Source organism: Ralstonia sp. 22111 (assembly GCF_052045895.1).
Lineage (GTDB): Bacteria > Pseudomonadota > Gammaproteobacteria > Burkholderiales > Burkholderiaceae > Ralstonia > Ralstonia wenshanensis.
The window spans coordinates 353,233-370,789 of record NZ_JBQEPR010000003.1; the positions used below are offsets into that span (position 1 = coordinate 353,233).

13 protein-coding genes are annotated in these 17,557 nt (G+C 61.9%); 7 read left to right on the top strand and 6 right to left on the bottom strand.

What is annotated here, in order from left to right; all coding sequences use genetic code 11:
- Nucleotides 1–306 precede the first annotated feature (306 nt).
- From ACTJK4_RS10590 to fdhF, 3 genes are all read left to right on the top strand, one after another.
- Nucleotides 307–1,812, top strand: a complete 1,506-nt coding sequence (locus ACTJK4_RS10590) for a sigma-70 family RNA polymerase sigma factor (RefSeq protein WP_440817890.1) — start codon at nucleotides 307–309, stop codon at nucleotides 1,810–1,812.
- A gap of 275 nt (nucleotides 1,813–2,087) precedes the next feature.
- Nucleotides 2,088–3,539 carry an NADH-ubiquinone oxidoreductase-F iron-sulfur binding region domain-containing protein gene (locus ACTJK4_RS10595; RefSeq protein ID WP_440817891.1) on the top strand — a complete coding sequence of 484 codons (1,452 nt, stop codon included), beginning with the start codon at nucleotides 2,088–2,090 and terminating at the stop codon, nucleotides 3,537–3,539.
- Nucleotides 3,527–6,187 (top strand): formate dehydrogenase subunit alpha, encoded by a 2,661-nt coding sequence (gene fdhF, locus ACTJK4_RS10600; protein WP_440817892.1) that lies wholly within the window; start codon nucleotides 3,527–3,529, stop codon nucleotides 6,185–6,187. The genes ACTJK4_RS10595 and fdhF overlap by 13 nt, the downstream gene beginning before the upstream one ends.
- Nucleotides 6,188–6,244: 57 nt before the next feature.
- Here fdhF and ppsA read toward each other — a convergent pair whose 3' ends face one another.
- Nucleotides 6,245–8,644, bottom strand: a complete 2,400-nt coding sequence (gene ppsA, locus ACTJK4_RS10605; RefSeq protein WP_440817893.1) for a phosphoenolpyruvate synthase — start codon at nucleotides 8,642–8,644, stop codon at nucleotides 6,245–6,247.
- Nucleotides 8,645–8,709: 65 nt separating this feature from the next.
- A complete protein-coding gene (locus ACTJK4_RS10610; protein ID WP_316870928.1) occupies nucleotides 8,710–8,982 on the bottom strand; it encodes a hypothetical protein in 273 nt (90 codons plus the stop codon).
- Nucleotides 8,983–9,752: 770 nt separating this feature from the next.
- Here ACTJK4_RS10610 and ACTJK4_RS10615 point away from each other — a divergent pair.
- The 3 genes from ACTJK4_RS10615 to ACTJK4_RS10625 all read left to right on the top strand — a co-directional run bounded on the left by ACTJK4_RS10615 (nucleotide 9,753) and on the right by ACTJK4_RS10625 (nucleotide 11,838).
- Entirely contained in the window at nucleotides 9,753–10,337 is a 585-nt protein-coding gene (locus ACTJK4_RS10615) for a fasciclin domain-containing protein (RefSeq protein ID WP_260801660.1), read from the top strand.
- 65 nt (nucleotides 10,338–10,402) lie between these two features.
- Nucleotides 10,403–11,113 (top strand): sigma-70 family RNA polymerase sigma factor, encoded by a 711-nt coding sequence (locus ACTJK4_RS10620; protein WP_313903666.1) that lies wholly within the window; start codon nucleotides 10,403–10,405, stop codon nucleotides 11,111–11,113.
- Nucleotides 11,110–11,838: an anti-sigma factor gene (locus ACTJK4_RS10625; RefSeq protein ID WP_260801661.1), complete on the top strand. Its 729-nt coding sequence runs from the start codon at nucleotides 11,110–11,112 to the stop codon at nucleotides 11,836–11,838. The genes ACTJK4_RS10620 and ACTJK4_RS10625 overlap by 4 nt, the downstream gene beginning before the upstream one ends.
- Nucleotides 11,839–12,044: 206 nt before the next feature.
- Here the strand turns inward: ACTJK4_RS10625 and ACTJK4_RS10630 are convergent, their stop codons facing one another.
- The 3 genes from ACTJK4_RS10630 to ACTJK4_RS10640 all read right to left on the bottom strand — a co-directional run bounded on the left by ACTJK4_RS10630 (nucleotide 12,045) and on the right by ACTJK4_RS10640 (nucleotide 14,650).
- Nucleotides 12,045–12,731, bottom strand: coding sequence for a hypothetical protein (locus ACTJK4_RS10630; RefSeq protein WP_440817894.1), 687 nt, complete (start codon nucleotides 12,729–12,731; stop codon nucleotides 12,045–12,047).
- Complete coding sequence (locus ACTJK4_RS10635) at nucleotides 12,728–13,309, bottom strand: hypothetical protein (RefSeq protein ID WP_322018883.1); 582 nt, start codon at nucleotides 13,307–13,309, stop codon at nucleotides 12,728–12,730. Before ACTJK4_RS10635 ends, ACTJK4_RS10630 begins: the two co-directional genes overlap by 4 nt.
- Nucleotides 13,310–13,486: 177 nt before the next feature.
- Nucleotides 13,487–14,650 carry an alpha/beta fold hydrolase gene (locus tag ACTJK4_RS10640; RefSeq protein WP_440476361.1) on the bottom strand — a complete coding sequence of 388 codons (1,164 nt, stop codon included), beginning with the start codon at nucleotides 14,648–14,650 and terminating at the stop codon, nucleotides 13,487–13,489.
- 114 nt (nucleotides 14,651–14,764) lie between these two features.
- On the opposite strand from ACTJK4_RS10640, the gene ACTJK4_RS10645 reads away from it, so the two are divergent.
- On the top strand, nucleotides 14,765–15,682 hold the full coding sequence (locus ACTJK4_RS10645; protein WP_322018884.1) for a LysR family transcriptional regulator: 918 nt from the start codon (nucleotides 14,765–14,767) through the stop codon (nucleotides 15,680–15,682).
- A 476-nt stretch (nucleotides 15,683–16,158) separates the two neighbouring features.
- Here ACTJK4_RS10645 and ACTJK4_RS10650 read toward each other — a convergent pair whose 3' ends face one another.
- Nucleotides 16,159–17,337, bottom strand: coding sequence for a GGDEF domain-containing protein (locus tag ACTJK4_RS10650; protein WP_440817895.1), 1,179 nt, complete (start codon nucleotides 17,335–17,337; stop codon nucleotides 16,159–16,161).
- Between the last annotated feature and the right edge of the window lie 220 nt (nucleotides 17,338–17,557).

Here is a 17,557-nt window from a genome sequence, read left to right on the forward strand (position 1 = left end):
CCCCCCAGCTCAATATAGGCTTCCGGGCACACAACAGAAAGCAGGATGGGCCGGCGCATGCTTGTGCAATAGTGCGATGGAATGCACTTTGCAAACACGTTGGACTCTGCATGGGAAAGGCCGTAAGGCGCGATGTTGGCGAGCTTTGAAAAACGGGTTGGCCGCAATTGAAACAGGGGCCCACATCCCCAGATGTGCTCTCAAGAGGCAAGCCAGTGCGAACAGGTGTTCGCAGATCATCAGGCGGCCTGAACCCGGAGGCAGATACCCTCCACGCCGCATCGCGGGAAGCGCCCCGCACTCCAGATGAACCCCCAAAACCGCGCCCACGAGGCGCAGAGCCATACCGAAACGATGCGCCGTCTGGTGGCACTCGCCGCAGATCAAGGCTATCTGGTCCATTCGGATATTGCCGACGCATTGCCGACTGACACGCCATCAATCGAAGGCTTGACGGATGCGCTCGCGCAGATGGGCATCCCTGTATTTGAGGAGCCGCCGAAGGACGTTGATCCGCTTGCCAACACCCACCTCGTTCGTCCCGATCACGACGTGCTTGAGGAGGCCGGCAGGTTTCTGGAAGAGGCGATCTATCCGGGCGTATCTGCGGACCCGCTCGCTGTGTATGTCCAGCGCATGCATGCCGTCGCACTGCTGACCAAGGACGAAGAGATCGTGCTGGCCAAGGAGATCGAGGCGGGGCGTCGCGCCATCCTCCGGATATTCGCGGGTTGGCCGCATGCGCTCGAAGAATGGGTGGGCGAAGTCGATATCCAGGCCGTCGGCGGCAACGCAGCCATGCTTGAGCACATCCGTCTGGCGAAGGCGTCCATGTTGCGATCGCTGCGCCGTGCGAGCGTGAAGGGCACGGAGGCGCCCGCTTACCGGCGTGCCCGAGAGAGTGTGCTCGCTTTGCTCGAAGCCAGCGAGCGGCCTGCACGGCTTGTCGAAGACGTCATTCGGCTCATGCGGGCGCAACTGGATCGCCACACCTTCACCGGCCAACCTTTAGCTCTGCACCGCGACAGCATGGACCTCAGAAGGGAGGTGACGGAAGCGGAATCGCGCATCCGTTGTGCGACGCGCAAGATGGTCGAGGCCAACATGCGGTTGGTCCTATCCATCGCCAAGCGGCATCAGAACCGTGGGCTGGACCTTGCAGACTTGGTACAAGAGGGAACGCTTGGGCTCATGCGCGCCATCGAAAAGTTCGAATGGCAGCGGGGTTTCAAGTTCTCGACGTACGCGACGTGGTGGATTCGGCAAGCGGTCACCCGTGCGGTTGCAGATCGGGCGCGCACGATTCGACTGCCGGTGCACGTGAGCGAAAAACTCGGACGCGTGCGCCGCGCAGCGGATCGCATCCGTCAGCGCACAGGTCGCCAAGCCGTATTGGCAGATTTGGCAGACTTGGCAGGCGAAGCAGGCTTGCAGGGCGACACCCTTCCCATGCTCCTGGCTGTGCCGGGTGAACCACTCTCGCTAGACTCGCCTGTGGCCGAGGGCGACACGCAACTTGTGGAGTTGATCGAAGACCGCGCTTCGCCGGATCCGTTTGGCGTTCTGGTGGACGCGCGCATGCGCGAGTTCGTTGAGTCTCTTCTCGGCTCGATGACGCCTATCGAAGCCATGGTGCTACGCCTGCGCTTCGGTATTGGGGGTGGCGGGCAGTACAGTCACGAGGAAGTCGCCCGGCAAACGGGAATGACCACCGCACAAGTGCGGCGTGCCGAGCGACAGGCCCTTCAGGCGCTGCGAAGCTCCGCACAGACCTCGGCGGCGGCCCGGACATTTTTGGTCGCGGAAGACTGAACCAGCGTAGCCGCAGCGCTATCACGGTTGGATATCAAGCCGTGGCTTGACCGGTATCAAGCCGCACGCAGACCGCTGGCGAACAATGATTCTGTTCCTTCATTGCTGCCACGAACATGAAGCCAGTGTTGCGAGACGTGCTTCGCCGACGGTTGTTGCGGCATCGGCGACAAGCAGACCCGGCAGCCGCTAACGGCGACGGCTTTGTGTCTGCTGTCTTGGATGCTCAGACGTCGGCCACGGAGCGCGAGTCCAGCGTGCTTCCTGGACTTCACATGCCAGAGCCGGCGCAACGGCATGCCGCCACGCACGGCTTCTACCACCTCGAGCACAGCAGGATCAGCGAGTGCGCTTGTGCTGGCTTGGCTTGTTTCGCTGCTCGCGCTGATCGGCCAGACCGCTGGCAGGTCGCGGCCACCCAGACGCCTGCCCTCTACTGCCTCGGCAAATGCTATGACGCACCGAGTGATGGCGCACACGATGTCCGTCCGCACGTCGGTCAGCATGCAAGCCGTTCTGTGCTGCTGGGCAACGTGCTGCGCGGCGGCGTGCGCGATCTGATGGCCTATCGCAGCGGTGGCAGCGGTGGCGGCGGTGATGCGCTTGCCGTGGCCAGGCAGATGGCGCCGCAGGCGTTGGTCAACCTGGTGCAGGCGTCTAGATTGCGGGGGCGGGGTGGTGCCGCATTCCCCGCAGGCATCAAATGGCAAGCCGTTGCCAATGCTGAAGCCCGCATCAAGTATGTCGTGGTCAATGCTGACGAAGGGGACGCAGGAGCGTTCTCGGATCGCTTCCTGCTGGAGGACGATCCGTTTCGGCTCATTGAAGGCGCTGCAATTGCCGCGCATGCTGTCGGCGCACAGCGCGGCTACCTCTATATCCGGAAAGAGTATCCGGAAACGGCGAAAGTGGTCTCGCAGGCCTTGGAACAGGCCCGGTCGGCTGGCTGGCTTCTTCCGACATTCCAACTTGAATTGGTCGTAGGGCAGGGCGCCTACATCTGCGGAGAAGAGACATCGCTATTGAATGCGCTGGAAGGGCGCCGCCCGGAAGTCCGGCCACGGCCGCCGCAGATCAGCGCACGCGGTCTATTCGGTGCCCCCACGCTCGTGCATAACGTCGAGACCCTGTGCGCAATCCCGTGGATCGTGACCCACGGCGCCGCCGCTTATGCCGCACTTGGTTTCTCGCAGAGCCGGGGCACCAAACTGCTGTCGCTGAACTCGTTGTTTCGCAGGCCCGGGCTTTACGAAGTGGATTTCGGCATCCGTCTGGCGGATGTCGTCGATCAACTCGGTCAAGGGTTGCGCCGCGGCAGGCTGAGGGGGGTGATGGTTGGTGGGCCACTGGCCGGCATCGTGCCACCCGCGCTGCTCGACACACGGCTTGGCTACGAGGAAATGCAGGCCATCGATTGCGCTGTCGGGCATGGCGGCATGATTGCGTTTTCGGACGACACCTCCATTGCAAGCATCGTCGTGCAGGTCTTGCGCTTTGGTAGTCGGGAGTCATGCGGGAAATGCACACCCTGTCATCTGGGCACGCCCATTCTGGCAGCCATGGCGCAGGCAGCGGCAAACGGCATGCCGATCGACGGCAACCGCTTCCGACGCCTGATCGAGGCGTTGGCGGAAACGAGCCTCTGCGGGCACGGACGGGGATTGGCTGAGTTTGTCCAGTCCGTGCGGCGTCACTATCCGTCGGAGTTCCAATCATGGTTCGATTGACCATCGACGGTGTGGCGTGTGAGGCGGCCGAGGGCGCATTACTGATTGATGCCCTGTCGGCGGCCGGCAAGACGGTTCCACACCTGTGCCACGACGACCGGCTGATACCTTCCGGCGCATGCCGTCTCTGCATCGTGCATGTGAAGGGGCAGCCCCACCCCGTTGCAAGCTGCTCCAGCGAAGTTGCCGAAGGCATGGTCGTACAGACGCGCAGCGTTGCGCTCGACGCTCTGTGCCGTACAAACCTGGAGCTGATCGCTGCGCGCTACCCGAGAACCGCCTATGCGGCAGATCCGCGTCACCCGTTTCACCGCTTGCTGGCCAAATATGATGTACCGCCGGGCGGCAAGTTTGAGGATGGGCTGTTCCGGGACGACAGCCACCCTTACCTCGGGGTCGGCATGGATCGCTGCGTCTATTGCGAACGCTGCGTCCGCATTTGCGAGGAGGTGCAAGGCCAGTTCATCTGGGAGATGGCTGGGCGCGACGATACAACACGCGTTGCGATCAGCAAGGGGCCAACGCTGCTCAGCGCAGGCTGTGTGAGTTGCGGTGCATGTGTCGACACTTGCCCAAGCGGTGCCCTGTTTGATAAGCGAATCGTCTCCAAACCGACAGCCTGGACAAGAACGACCTGTGCGTATTGCGGGGTCGGCTGCCAAATGGATGTGGGCACCGCCAACGGCCGTGTGGTCGCCGTGCGCCCCGCGGATCGGCCAGTGAATCGTGGCCACCTGTGTGTGAAGGGGCGCTACGCGTTCGAGCACAACCACGCCCCGGACCGCGCCACTCAGCCCATGCTTCGCCGTGATGGACGGTGGCAGGCGGTGGGCTGGGGCGAGGCGCTCGATTTCACGGCCACACAACTGCAGGCCGTCATTGCGCGGTACGGGAGCGATGCGGTTGGTGTGCTGGCGTCTTCGCGCGCGACCAACGAGGAGAACTATCTGGCGCAGAAGTTTGCCCGCGTGGTGCTGGGGACACACAACGTTGACTGCTGCGCACGTGTTTGCCACACACCCAGCGCCAAGGCCCTCAAATCAATGCTTGGCGTTGGCGCGGCCACCAACAGCTTCGACGACATCGAGCAGGCGCGCGCTTTCCTGATCTGCGGCGCCAATCCGACCGAGAACCATCCGGTCGTCGGGGCGCGCATCAAGCAGGCGGTGCTCAAAGGGGCGCGGCTTGTTGTCATCGACCCACGCCGTACCGAGCTGGCGGCGTTGGCCGATGTCCATCTGCCCGTGCGCATGGGCTGCAACGTACCGCTATTGAATGCGCTGGCGGCCGCGATGATCGAAGAGGGACGTATTGATCGGGCATTTCTGACCGAGCGGGTCAGCGGCTTCGATACTTTCGCCGCGCATGTTGCAGCCTTCGCACCCGAGCGCATGGCCGAGGTGTGCGGCGTGCCCGCTGATGCAATCCGTGCTGCAGCAAGAATCTATGCCGACAACCCGCCCGCCATGTGTTTCCATGGACTTGGCGTAACCGAACACCTGCAGGGCAGTGAAGGCGTGATGGCACTCATTAACCTGGCCCTGCTCACAGGGAACCTTGGCAAGCCCGGCAGCGGCATCAACCCCTTACGTGGTCAGAACAACGTGCAAGGTGCAGCGCAGATGGGGTGTGACCCGGCCACACTCACCGGCTCGCAGTCGATCAGCCAGGCCGGCTCCCGCTTCGAGCAAATCTGGGGGCACCAGTTGCCAACCGGCCGCGGCCTGGACGTCCTGGAAATGATGGATGCCGCCAGGGCGGGCCACCTCAAGGCGCTGTGGGTAATGGGCTATGACATTTATCTTTCATTGGCCAACGCAACGGCAACCGCGGCTGCACTGGCTGCGCTTGATCTGGTGATCGTGCAGGATCTGTTCGTGAATCAAACCGCTGAAGCGTTCGGTACGGTTTTCCTGCCGGCGGCATCGGCCTTCGAAAAGGAGGGCACCTTCATGAACTCGGACCGGCGGGTGCAGCGTGTCCACGCTGTCACCACGCCCCCCGGACAAGCTCGTCCAGACTGGTGGATCATCCAGGCGCTCGCTGCGCGGATGGGCAAGCCGAAGGGTTTCGAGTTCGAGACTCCACAGCAGATCTGGGATGAAGTGCGGTCGCTCTGGCCGGATGGCGCTGGATTGGCGTATGCGCGCCTGGAGCGCGAAGATCTTCACTGGCCATGCCCGGACGAAACGCATCCAGGCACAGCCGTGCTGCATCGGGAACGCTTCTTCGGCAGCAAGACTGCCGCGTTGGTTCCGGTTGCATACGTGCCCACATCTGAGCAGACCAGCGACGCTTATCCCTTCCTGCTGACCACCGGTCGGGTGCTGCACCACTTCAACGCCGGCACGATGAGCTACCGCACCCCCAATGCAGTGCTGAAGCCATCGGACACGCTGGACATGGCGCCTGCAGATGCGGCATGCCATGGTCTGGTGGAAGGCGACATGGTCGAAGTGTCAAGCCGGTACGGTGCCGCGATCCTGCCGTTGCGCATCAGCGATGCCATGCAAAGAGGACAGTTGTTCTGCAGCTTCCATCGCCCGGATCTATTGATCAACCGATTGACGTCTCCGGTGCGCGACCGGCTGGTGCATGCGCCGGAATACAAGGTGACTGCGGTACGGGTGACAAAGCGCAACGCCTGAACATCGCGGATGTCAGCGTGTGGTCTGGGAGGGGAGGCCGCCCGAATGGCGGCGGTATCACGGGGTGTTTGGTGCAGCGCTCTCGGCCGCGGCCACAGTGCGTTTGACCGCAATGAAGCTGTCCGGACTCACCGATATGGAATCAATGCCGCACTCGACAAGGAAGGCGGCAAACTCGGGGTGGTCACTGGGTGCCTGGCCACACAGACCGACGTGGGCGCCAGCCTCATGGGCCTTGGTGATGACGCTTTGAATCATCCACTTGACCGCATCGTCCTGTTCATCGAAAAGCTCCGCGAGATCTGCCGAGTCGCGGTCAACGCCCAGCGTCAGTTGCGTCAGATCGTTGCTGCCAATTGAGAAACCGTCGAAGCGTTGCGCGAAGGCCTTCGCCAGAATCACGTTGGATGGAATCTCGCACATCACGTAGATCTTGAGGCCGGCTTCGCCGCGCCGGATACCGTTTTGCGCCATGACTTCCAGCACGCGGTCCGCCTCCTTTGTCGACCGGCAGAAGGGAATCATGACAACCACATTCTTGAAGCCCATCTCATTGCGAAGGCGGAAAATGGCGCGGCATTCGAGCGCGAAGCCCTCCCGGTAGCGGGGCGAGTAGTACCGTGACGCTCCGCGGAATCCGAGCATGGGGTTTTCTTCCTTCGGCTCGAATTCCGCCCCTCCGATCAGATGCGCATATTCGTTGGTCTTGAAGTCGCTCATGCGCACGACCACGGGGTGCGGATACTGGGCCGCGGCGATCCGCCCCAATCCACGCGCAAGGCGGTCGACAAAGTATTCGGTGCGATCTTCATAACCTGCAGTCATCGCTGCGATGGTCTGCTTGGCGTCTTCGTCTTTGAGCGTGTCGAAGCGGGCAAGGGCCATCGGGTGGATCTTGATATGGTTGCTCACCACGAACTCCATGCGTGCCAGCCCAACGCCGTCCGCCGGGATTCGCCACCACCGAAATGCAGCCGCCGGATTGGCGAGGTTCAGCATGACCTGGGTGCGCGTTGCAGGGATACTGCCGAAATCGATCTCTTCGACCGCAAAGTCGGCAATGCCTTCGTAGACAAACCCTTCCCGACCTTCCGCGCAGGACACCGTGACTTCCTGCTCGTCATGCAGCAGATGCGTCGCGTTGCCAGCGCCGACGATGGCCGGAAGCCCCAGTTCGCGGCTGACGATGGCCGCGTGCGATGTGCGGCCGCCCTGGTCGGTGATGATGGCGGCGGCGCGGCGCATCACGGGTACCCAATCTGGGTCTGTCGTCTGGGTGACGAGAATGGCGCCATCGACAAAGCGCTCCATGTCGCGCGGGCTTTCGATGATGCAGACTTTGCCCGCCGCGACGGCTTCGCCAATGCTGACGCCGGACAGGATCTTGCGACCGGTCTTCTTGATACGCCACGTCTTTACCGCACTGGCTTCGCGACGCGACTCGACCGTCTCTGGCCTGGCCTGCACGACGAACACCTCACTGGTGACACCATCTTTTGCCCATTCAATGTCCATCGGCTGGCCATAGTGCTGCTCGATCACACTCGCCCATCGCGACAAGGTGAGGATCTCCTGGTCGCTCAGGACGAAACTCGCACGCTCGGCCTTTGATGTCGGGACGTTCTTGGTCGGGTGGTCGCCGTCGTTCGTGTAGATCATCTTGAGACCTTTGCCGCCCAGCTTCTTCCCAACGATCGGCGACAACGATGGCTCAGACAGCAGCGGCTTGTAGACCTCGTATTCGTCGGGCTCCACTTTGCCCTGGACCACGTTTTCGCCAAGCCCCCAGGCCGCATTGATCAGGACAGACTTGTCAAATCCCGTCTCGGTATCGATGGTGAACATGACACCGGCGCCCCCCAGGTCGGATCTGACCATGCGCTGCACGCCCACCGACAATGCGACCTTGGAATGGTCGATGCCCTTTGCCTGGCGGTAGCTGATTGCGCGGTCGGTAAACAGCGACGCATAGCAGCGCCGGCAAGCGTCGAGCAGGGCACGTTCCCCCCGGATGTTGAGATAGGTTTCCTGCTGCCCGGCAAAGCTCGCTTCCGGAAGATCCTCGGCCGTCGCGCTCGATCGCACTGCAACGTCTATGTCGGTCTGCCCCACTCGGCGGTTCAGTTCATCGTAGGCAAGGCGGGTCGCCTCAACCGTCTCTGCTGGCCATTCACCGCGCAACATGGCGCGTCGGATGGTGAGCCCGGCCTCTGCCAGGGAAAGCTTGCCGCCATCAAGGTCAGCAAGCGCTGAAGCAATCACCGGCTGCAAGCTATTTGCATCGACGAAGCGCCAGAAGGCCTCGGCTGTGAGTGCGAAGCCCGGTGGGACATTGACGCCCTGGCAGGCAAGCGTGGCCACCATCTCGCCGAGCGACGCATTCTTGCCGCCGACTTGTGGAACGTCGGTCCGTCGCAATGCCTCGAACCAGACAACGTGCGCAGTGTTGTTGACCATGCGTTGCTCCATCGTGGCGGTTGACCAAGGTCGGCACGGGTGCCGAGGCGCATTGCAAAGCGAACCTAGAAACCGTGTCCGGATGCATCGAAATCCGGAAATTCGGCGTCAAGCAGCTCGTAGATCAACTTGGCCTTGCCGGAGAGTTCGATGTCCATGCCGCGGATGAGGTGCTCGTCAGAGCGCAGCCACTTATAGGCAAGCTGTACGTCCTCGATACTGGGTTCGATGTCGAGGATCCGGGTTAGCACTTCCGTCTCGAATGGACCGATGATTTCGCGGATCTCACGCGCAGTCGGGCGACCCTGAAGGCTGTGGCTTTGGGATGCGGCGTTCATGGCGGTTGTGTCTCCAAGGGTGTCAAGCCGATGCATCTGCATCGCATCGAACATGGCTGTGCAAGCACCGACCTGGCATGACATGCGAAGCGGGTTTCTCGGCGGATCAGATAAATACTGGCATGACGAACAGCGTCGGCTTTGTGCCGTATCAAACGTCGATCAATTGCTGCGTATCAGCACGACTGGACGCTTGCATTTCTAGCGCGCGCGGATGTCATTGCGCTTGCAAATACTCCTGCGCAAACGGCGGTACCAAACCATTCAGGCAGAAATGCGATGACGCTTTTTTTTGCAGAGGAACCTCTGTCGCCGTTGTGTCGGCGTGGCTATGCAGAAGTCAATCCGTGCGGAAGCGCACTGCGCACCTGGGTCGGTCGAAAGGATCACCACACAACCAAGCAGCGGAGCGGAGCTACCGGCGTGGGTGCGTCGGCAAGGCGTTGCAATCCCGGCAGTCTTGATCCAGCGAACCCCGGACGTGCCCCCAAGCCACACTGGCGCCGTCGCGCCAAGCAGCCCAAGGCCAACTGGAGGATGCCGGGCGGCGCATGGCACCTGGGGGTCACGTGCGAGGTATCGACCTTGCACTGTTCTCACAGGTCACTGTGAGTAGGAAATGCGTCGTGTGTTTTTTCCGACGCAAAGTCGTTTCAACTCAGCGCAATCCACTCCTGCGTGGTTGCACGAGTCGCTCGTGCATCCGACAGCGAGTTTCGCTCGTATCTGGGTTGCTTCCAATTTGCGAAGCGCCACGATTGAGGTCAACAATGAAAAAGTATCAACTGGCTGGGTTGTCTGGTGTTTTGCTTTCCCTCGCAATCATCTCTGGCGGTTATGCCTCCGTAGCGACCGCAGCCATGAGCGGCAGCGAAGCAACCGTCATGGTGGGCGGCGCTCCGATGTATCCGTCCAAGAACATCATTCAGAACGCCGTCAATTCGAAGGACCACACCACGCTCGTCGCCGCTGTGAAGGCGGGCGGCCTGGTCGACACGCTGTCCGGACCCGGCCCGTTCACCGTGTTCGCACCGACCAACGAAGCCTTCGCTGGGCTTCCGGCCGGTACGGTTGATGGCCTGTTGAAGCCGGAGAGCAAGCCGACGCTGGTCAAGGTGTTGACCTACCACGTGGTGCCCGGCCGGCTCACCGCACAGGACCTCATGAAGGCCGTGTCGGACGGCGGCGGCAAAGCCACCCTCAAGACCGTCGAGGGTGACGCGCTGACCGTCATGCAGAAGGGCGATCACCTGACTGTTACGGACGACAAAGGCGGCGTCGCCACCGTGACGATCGGCAACGTGTATCAGTCCAACGGCGTGATCCACGTCGTGGACAAGGTGCTGATGCCGTAATCAGTCGGGTTCAGCGCGAGGGCGGGCGCTCTCGCGCGTGCTCAAACGGTGATCAGAGGACCGGCATGCCATCCAGACTTCGCCACACCCCGGACGTTCGTTGCGCGAACGATGCCGTTGGTATACCTTTGCCGCATCCCGTTGCGGGCAACCGAGGCACGCGAAATCATATGCACGTTGTCGGAGCATCTTTGCTCGAGTCTGAGGACTCACTATCAGCGCGGCAGGAGGAGGGGCGGGAACGGCTGCTTGAACTGCTCAAGCAGACTGCGCAAGGCAGTCGCAGCGCCTTCGCCGATCTTTACGCCCTCACGTCGCCCAAACTCTATTCGCTCGCGTACGGCATTCTTCGCAGCTCAGGTGAAGCGGAAGACGTGCTCCAGGAAATCTATGTCGCCATTTGGCAACGCGCCGATCAATTCGATCCTGCGCGGGGAACGGCCATGACATGGCTGATTTCACTCGCGCGGAACAAGTCGATCGATCGCCTGCGGCAGTCGCGCGAGACAACGGGGGATGAAACCGACTGGACGCACATCGTCGACGAGCAAGCAACGCCACACGAGGCGGCGGACATGAGTCAGGAGCGTCGGCGTCTCAATGGCTGCATTCAAAAGCTTGAAGCGCGGCAGCGGGGTGTCATCGTGGAAGCGTTTTACACAGGCGCGAGCTACGCAGAACTCGCAACGCGCCTGAGTGTGCCGATCGGGACGATGAAGAGCTGGGTGCGGCGCAGCCTGCTGCAGCTCAAGGCGTGCATGGAGCTGCAGCCATGACGCACGATCGCGATTTGGAATGCGCTGAATATGTCCTCGGGCTCCTTGACAGTGACGAACGGCGGGCGCTTGAGCGCGCGTTGGACGAAGACGTCGCCCTGAGGCACTCCGTCAGCGCCTGGGAGGCGCGCCTCTCTCCGTTGGGCGAGGCCGTGACCGGCATGCAGCCTCCCGCGCGGGTATGGAAGCGGATTCAGGCCGACCTTGGCCACGTTGAGCGCACAGAGGCCGCAGCGCCTGCGGGTGAGTCGCAGGTGCGTCGGATCTGGAACAGCATTCGGCTGTGGCGCGCCGTGGCGCTCGCAACTTCCTTTGCGACGATCGCGGTTGTTGCGGTGAACCTGTCCGTGTTGTCACCTGTCGGAACGCCGACTGGCGCCAAGCCCGCCTATATTGCCGCGGCCATCACCGGCGACAATGGCTTGCCGCGTTGGACGATGACGATCGACACGGCAAGACGTGAAATCGTCGTGGTGCCGGCTGTTGCGTTGCAGGTCTCCGACAGCGCCTCGACCGAACTTTGGTTGATTCCCGAGAACAGCAAGCCGATCTCGTTGGGTGTGTTCTCGTCGGATCGGTCCACGTCGATTGCGCTGTCGAAGGAAAATGCAGCCAAGCTTAACGTTCGCGCTGTGCTTGCCGTTTCGGTTGAGCCGAAGGGCGGTTCTCCAACGGGTCAGCCGACGGGTCCGGTCGTCGGCAAGGGCGCGATGCAAGAGACGTGATATCGATTGCCCCACCCAGCGCAAGGGGACGACGGTAGAAAGTCGGGATGATGCGGGCGGAGAGTGTTCCACCGGCATCATCCAGATAAGTGTTTCAGTGAACGCCGGCGATTTCGCCGGCTTTTGCTTATTCAGCGGGCAAAGAAAAATACCTTCGACCCAGAGGCCGAAGGTATGACGCAAAGACCGTTCGCTTCCAACTGCAATCAAATGCGCGACGACATGTACTGCTCTCGCACTGCCAGTCCGGCGTAAGGCAGGTTGCTCGCGGTGACGATCGCCAGGTAGTCCGAGAATCGATACTGCAAACGTGCCGTCTGCAATGGCGATTGGCTCAGTACCTGCGGCGATGCATCGCCCATTGTCGCAGTCGGTGTACCGAGCGCGTCGCGCAATGCATGCGTCGCTCCGTTCCAGGCGGTGGTTGTGTCACTCGCGTTCATGCCCCGACGGTAGATGTCGACGCCGACGAGACGGCCGCTCGGACCGAAGCTGAGCCACAACTCGCTGACGGGCGGGCCGGCAAGCCCGAGCTTGCGGGCGTCAACGCCGCGGCAGCGGAGATAGTTGTAGCCGTGCGTGACAGCGTCACAGGCCACGCCGTTTTCATATGCCCAGCGAACAGCCTCGGTGGTGGTCGTGCCGTCCAGCACGAACCCGCCCGGGAGCGGACGGGCCGGTGCCGGCTGGCTGGCGCGCAGCTGCGCCAGTCCGCTCGCACGCAGCGCGCTGACTTGCGCTGCCGTGGTGCTGTCGACAGGGCAGGGCACGCCCAGCATGGCAAGCACCGGGCGGGCTGCCTTCAAGTGCATTACCCCGACAAGGCCGATCGCGACCGTGAGCGCTGCCACGCTGGGCAATGCGTAGCGTTTCAGCGCGCGGGCCGGTTTCATTGGCAGTTCTGGGCCGTGTTGGGGCCCAGGTACTGAGGCATCGACGACACGATGGTGGACTTCAGGCCGGTAAGGACAGGCGCCACACGCGAGATGTAGGTATCGGGAACGCCATCGGTCTTCATGACGGCGGCGGCATCGGTGATGAACTGGTCGAACACGCAGCCCGGGATGCCAACATCCGAATGCGCGGCGGCCATGTCGTCACACATGACGGTGGTGCCGTCCGCCGCGACTTGCCCTGGATAGCTGAACGGGCCGCCGAACAGCGCCTTGAACTGGAGGTTCAGGCAAGCCTTGAGACGCCCGACCGTATCGTGTCCGGGCTGACCGATGTTGGCAAAGTACGGTGCTTCTTTGGGGTCCGCCAGCAGACCGGACACCGCGTCGTCGACCACCTTCGAAATGGCGGCCGGCGCACTGGCATCTCCGCCAAGTCCGGCCCACATGTCGGCGTTTTGTGGAAATTGGGCTGTCGACGCCGTCGACGCCATCGACATGGGCGCATCGTCGCCGCCTCCGCATGCGCTCAGCGTCGCGGTGGTCAACGTCAAAACCAGTAGCAGGGCTCGCTTCATGGGTCAGTCTCCTTTGGCAGGGGTATGGATCGGGCGCGCGCGACTTGGCTCAAGCCCGGCGCAGCGCTGATGTCATATACGTCTGCCATGCGAGATCGGATGCAGGGTGGATCGATTCCACGCGGACGAAAATTGGCAAAGGGGGCGAGGTGAGGGGCGTTCCCCCTCCGACGCCCTTCAGTTCAACCCAGCTGGGTTGGATATCCGCAGCCTCCACCCACCATCGCGGCCCTTTTCCATCACTTGCGTAGCGGTGCCGCGCTCTTCGTGATCGCGACCGTCCGGTAGCGTCACGTTCAGGGTCCAGTCGAGCAGGACGAGGGCGATGTCGCCGCTCGTGAGTATCCGGCGCACTTCGTTACGGATACGCGGGCGCAATGCCAGCAACTGAGCCAAGCCGGTGCGCAACCCGGCGGGGCTCTCCTGCACCACCTCGCCATTCGTCATCCGCATCGTGGCCTGGTTGCTGAACAAGCCGAGCACCGCATCGAGATCGCCGGCGTTCAACGCGGCATCGAAAGCGACCGGGACCTGGTCGGGCGCACGGCATACGACTGACTTGCTTTCGATCGCAGCGACGAATCGCGCAATGAGCCGCGCCACTTCCGCCGGGGCTTCCAGGGGCGATAAGTGTCCCGTTCCGGGCAGAACGTGCATCGCCGCATGCGGGATGCGCGGCAACAGTTCTGCCTGGAGTGTTGCGATGCGATCCACCTGGTCGAGCTCGCCGGAGATGACGATTGTCGGTGCTTCGATCAACGTTGTTGCCGCAGTAATGTCTTCGCGCATGGCCAGCTCGGGCCAGGCCGACTTGGCTTGCGGCGCGCCCCTCAGACTGTCCTCGATGACTTGCTCGCGGTAAGCGGCGTTGAGCGGTTTCGCGGTCAACACGTGATCGATGACGAATTCCACGGACTCGCGCGTTTGATAGGCGCCGGCCAATGTCGCCCGCTGGGCGTCGGAAAGGAGCATCGGCGACGGCGGCGACGGCGCGACCAGCACAAGACCTTCCAGGCCGTTCGGCCGGCGCGATGCGATCAGTTGCGCGACCTTCCCGCCCATCGAATGACCGATCAGAACGTAGCGGCGTAGTCCTAGTGCTTCGATAACGCCTTCGGCGTCGGCGGCGAGATCAGCGATGCCGTAGTGGTCGGCGGGCGCCTCGGAGTCGCCCCAGCCGCGGTGATCGGTCGCAATGATCCTGTACCTGTCAGCCAGTTCGTTTGCGACCGCGTCCCATGTTCGCGCCGAGCCACCGTAGTAGTGCAGGAACACGAGCGCCAGCTCGCCGTTGCCTCGCTGTTTGACGTGAATTTGCGTGCCGTTCGACGCGATTACCATGTTTGTGCTCCTGTCCGTTAGCTGATCGGCGCATCGTAAATTCGATTCTCCAGTTTGATAATTTTCGGATTCGACTATTCAGCCGATAATGCCGTTATCGAATTGGAGGGCAACATGGACCGGCTTACAAGCCTCGGCGTATTCGTCGCCGCCGTGGAGGAGGGCAGCCTGGCTGCGGCAGCTCGCCGCTTTGGGCTGTCGGCAGCGATGGCTGGCAAGCACGTGAGTGCCATCGAGGCCGAACTGAATGCACGGCTACTCCACCGCACCACCCGGCGCTTGAGTCTCACCGATACCGGCCAGACTTACTACGAACGCAGCAAGCGGATTCTCGAAGCCTTCGATGAAGCAAGGCGGGAAGCGAGCGATTCTCAAGGCACGGCCCGCGGTGTGTTGCGCATCGCGGCGCCTGTCACATTCGGCGCGATGCACTTGGGCGAGGTCGTGGCGCGCTACATGGAGGATCACCCGAACGTCACTGTGGAAGTGCAGCTTGGAGACCGCTATGTCGATCTCATCGATGCGGGCGTTGACGTTGCAATCCGGATCGGACGGCTGGAGGCCCCGGGACTTGTGACACGCAGACTTGCGCCGTGCCGAATGGTCGTGTGTGCTTCTCCTGCCTACCTCGAGCGCCACGGAACGCCGCACAGGCCGGAAGATTTGCTCAGCGCGCAACGACTGGCCTTCAGCGAGGCCGTGTCGGCCGGCGATTGGACATTGCGCGACCACGAGAACCGCGTGCACGTCATCGACGGACCTTGCCGGATGACGGCCAACAACACACAGATGCTGCTCGCTGCCGCTGTTGCGGGAGCGGGTATTGTGTACGGCCCGACCTTCGTGTTCGGCGCGCACATCCGGCGCGGAGAACTCGTGGAGCTACTGCCGGCCTATCGCCCCGCTGAGCTAACGATTCAGGCAGTCTACCCAAGCACGCGGCGCATACCGGTCAAAGTGCGTCGGTTTGTCGATTACCTCGCCGAGACGTTCGGCGATGAACCGCCTTGGGATCGCAAGGGGCTGTCTTAGAGGGCGGCTGTTCGGGCTTCGAAAACGGCCGTTGCGGAGGGGCAAGTGAGCGCCGCTGCCAAGGGTCGACAGCAGCCCGTAGTCTGCGGGCTTAGTCACCAACCACATCGGCAATAGCAGGCTCGTTCTAACCGGCTTTTTAACGTCGCTCACTGATGAGGATGGCATTCGATTCAGTCATTTACCTCAAACGTTTGCTGCAGACAGAAAAAAAGCGCCCCTGCACACGAATCGGGCGCTGACGTCTTCTCCCTCGGAAGAGCGTCGGAAAGCGCAGAACACGCAACGGTACGGCCTTTTAAGTATTCTGCGTGCCTTCATTATCATTGGATTGAAAAGAAACTTAACCACCCACTAGAGGGGAGGAGTGCGCTCTCCGTTGGGAACTACCTAGCTGAACTGGACTTGAATCGGGAAATTTGGCGATTGTTCTTCGTTAAACCGCGTTCCGCAGTCATTGATTCATCAATTGCCATTTAAGCGGCCGCGGTTGAGTGCGCTTCGACTTTGCGTCTGTCGCCTTCTGGCGCCATCAAGACTCGGTTGCGCCCTGCGGCCTTGGCGCCATACAGCGTCGCGTCCGCCCGCGCCAAGGCAATTGCCAGCGTATCTCCGGGCAAGACACATTCCACCCCCGCGCTGAATGTGCAATGCACACCCTCTCTTGGCGACCGTTCGACGGCAAGTCGAAGCGCATCCGTCACGGCCGCTGCGTCAGCCTTTCTGGTATCCACGAAAATGATTGCAAACTCCTCGCCGCCAAGACGCCCGAAGAGGTCTGTCGATCGCAGGCGCGCGGATACGATCGACGCAACGTGCGTGAGGATTCGATCGCCGACCGCATGGCCGAAAGCGTCGTTTACCGCTTTAAACTCGTCGATGTCCAGAATTGCGATCGACACCGGCTTGCCCATTTCGACCGCGTCGGAAAGCAAAGCGGTCGCCTTCGCCATGAATGCGCGTCGCATCAGTGCACCAGTCAGCTCGTCAATACTGGCGAGGTGTTCCATCTTTCGTGCGAGTTGATCATGCGCGAGCATCACCATCCCGGTTGACAGGCACGGCAATGTGACAATCGCAAGCCCGAGAAACAGAACGTTCCAGGGCGAAGGATCGAGGATAGCCACCTCGGGCATACCGAACGCTCCGCCGACGGCGCGCACGATATGGAACAAAGCGCCCAGATAAGCTGCCGCCGCAACGAATCGATAGGGGTAGCGCGCGCCGCCACGCGGCGCGTGACGCAGAGCCAGCGTACCGGCAGCGATCCGTGCGTAGGCAAGCAAAGCGGATACGAGCGCGATCTTTGCACCGACGTTCGGCGTCCCGCAAGTAAAGTAGACCACCGCAGCGAAGGCGATGACGAATGCCGCCGTTTCGCTGCGCCGCGCGGCACCCTTGCCGAAGAACTGGCGCATACCCTGCACGAGCAACAGCACTGCTGTCAGGGCAAAGAACGCCGCTCCGGTGGTCGTGAACTTTCCTGGCTGAGCACCTGCGGCCAACATCCACGCCAAGGCAATGGCCAGCAGTGCATGAGCCACGCACCAGCGAGCGATGCCGGGCACCCCTGTCTGAAGCAGCGAACCCAGAATGGCGACGCTCATCAGGCAAGACATGATCACAATACCTACCAGAACGAGAGAGCTGAGCATGAGATCTGGGTGAGGCAAGAACACCGAGGCGGTATTCGACAAGACATTTGTCTGGATATCCTCTTATCGGCCAGTTTGCTCGCCACTTAATACTGTTTTCAGCAACGCGCTATGAAAAAGTGCGTCAGTCTATTGCCGGGTCGTTTAAAGAGCCGATGCTGCTTCATGTGGAGGGGCGTCCTGCTTCCGGTTAGCAGACAGTTCGCTGCTGCCGTGGTCG

What these genes read in the sequence shown, in the direction of transcription:
- fdhF (WP_440817892.1), top strand. Translation starts at nt 3,527, where the DNA reads ATGGTTCGATTGACCATCGACGGTGTGGCGTGTGAGGCGGCCGAGGGC.
- ACTJK4_RS10620 (WP_313903666.1), top strand. Translation starts at nt 10,403, where the DNA reads ATGCCATCCAGACTTCGCCACACCCCGGACGTTCGTTGCGCGAACGAT.
- ACTJK4_RS10625 (WP_260801661.1), top strand. Translation starts at nt 11,110, where the DNA reads ATGACGCACGATCGCGATTTGGAATGCGCTGAATATGTCCTCGGGCTC.
- ACTJK4_RS10650 (WP_440817895.1), bottom strand. Translation starts at nt 17,337, where the DNA reads ATGCTCAGCTCTCTCGTTCTGGTAGGTATTGTGATCATGTCTTGCCTG.
- ppsA (WP_440817893.1), bottom strand. Translation starts at nt 8,644, where the DNA reads ATGGTCAACAACACTGCGCACGTTGTCTGGTTCGAGGCATTGCGACGG.
- ACTJK4_RS10635 (WP_322018883.1), bottom strand. Translation starts at nt 13,309, where the DNA reads ATGAAGCGAGCCCTGCTACTGGTTTTGACGTTGACCACCGCGACGCTG.
- ACTJK4_RS10630 (WP_440817894.1), bottom strand. Translation starts at nt 12,731, where the DNA reads ATGAAACCGGCCCGCGCGCTGAAACGCTACGCATTGCCCAGCGTGGCA.
- ACTJK4_RS10640 (WP_440476361.1), bottom strand. Translation starts at nt 14,650, where the DNA reads ATGGTAATCGCGTCGAACGGCACGCAAATTCACGTCAAACAGCGAGGC.
- ACTJK4_RS10615 (WP_260801660.1), top strand. Translation starts at nt 9,753, where the DNA reads ATGAAAAAGTATCAACTGGCTGGGTTGTCTGGTGTTTTGCTTTCCCTC.
- ACTJK4_RS10590 (WP_440817890.1), top strand. Translation starts at nt 307, where the DNA reads ATGAACCCCCAAAACCGCGCCCACGAGGCGCAGAGCCATACCGAAACG.
- ACTJK4_RS10610 (WP_316870928.1), bottom strand. Translation starts at nt 8,982, where the DNA reads ATGAACGCCGCATCCCAAAGCCACAGCCTTCAGGGTCGCCCGACTGCG.
- ACTJK4_RS10645 (WP_322018884.1), top strand. Translation starts at nt 14,765, where the DNA reads ATGGACCGGCTTACAAGCCTCGGCGTATTCGTCGCCGCCGTGGAGGAG.
- ACTJK4_RS10595 (WP_440817891.1), top strand. Translation starts at nt 2,088, where the DNA reads ATGCCAGAGCCGGCGCAACGGCATGCCGCCACGCACGGCTTCTACCAC.